This is a genomic window from Bradyrhizobium sp. Kon37, assembly GCF_055807535.1.
Map to the genome: position 1 here is coordinate 1 of NZ_JBVVOY010000257.1, position 277 is coordinate 277.

General features: G+C 64.3%; 1 protein-coding gene. It reads left to right on the top strand.

Translation table 11 applies throughout. The features are described 5' to 3' along the window. Positions 1-266 (top strand): type IV secretory system conjugative DNA transfer family protein (locus AC0L3J_RS38050; RefSeq protein ID WP_473350559.1); only part of this gene is annotated, 266 nt, incomplete at its 5' end. Positions 267-277 lie beyond the last annotated feature (11 nt).

Consider the following 277-nt stretch of genomic DNA (forward strand, 5'->3'; position numbering starts at 1 on the left):
GCCACGTGCAGAACGCCTACCCGCCGAACCGCGTGGAGACGGCCGAGCACCTGTCAAAACTGACAGGCACCACGACCATCGTGAAGGAGCAGATCACGACGAGCGGCCGCCGCACGTCGGCGCTGTTGGGCAACGTCTCGCGGACCTTCCAGGAAGTGCAGCGGCCATTGCTGACCCCCGATGAATGCCTGCGCATGCCGGGGCCGAAGAAGAGCGCCGACGGCAGCATTGAAGAGGCGGGCGACATGGTTGTGTACGTCGGTTGATACCACTGCTT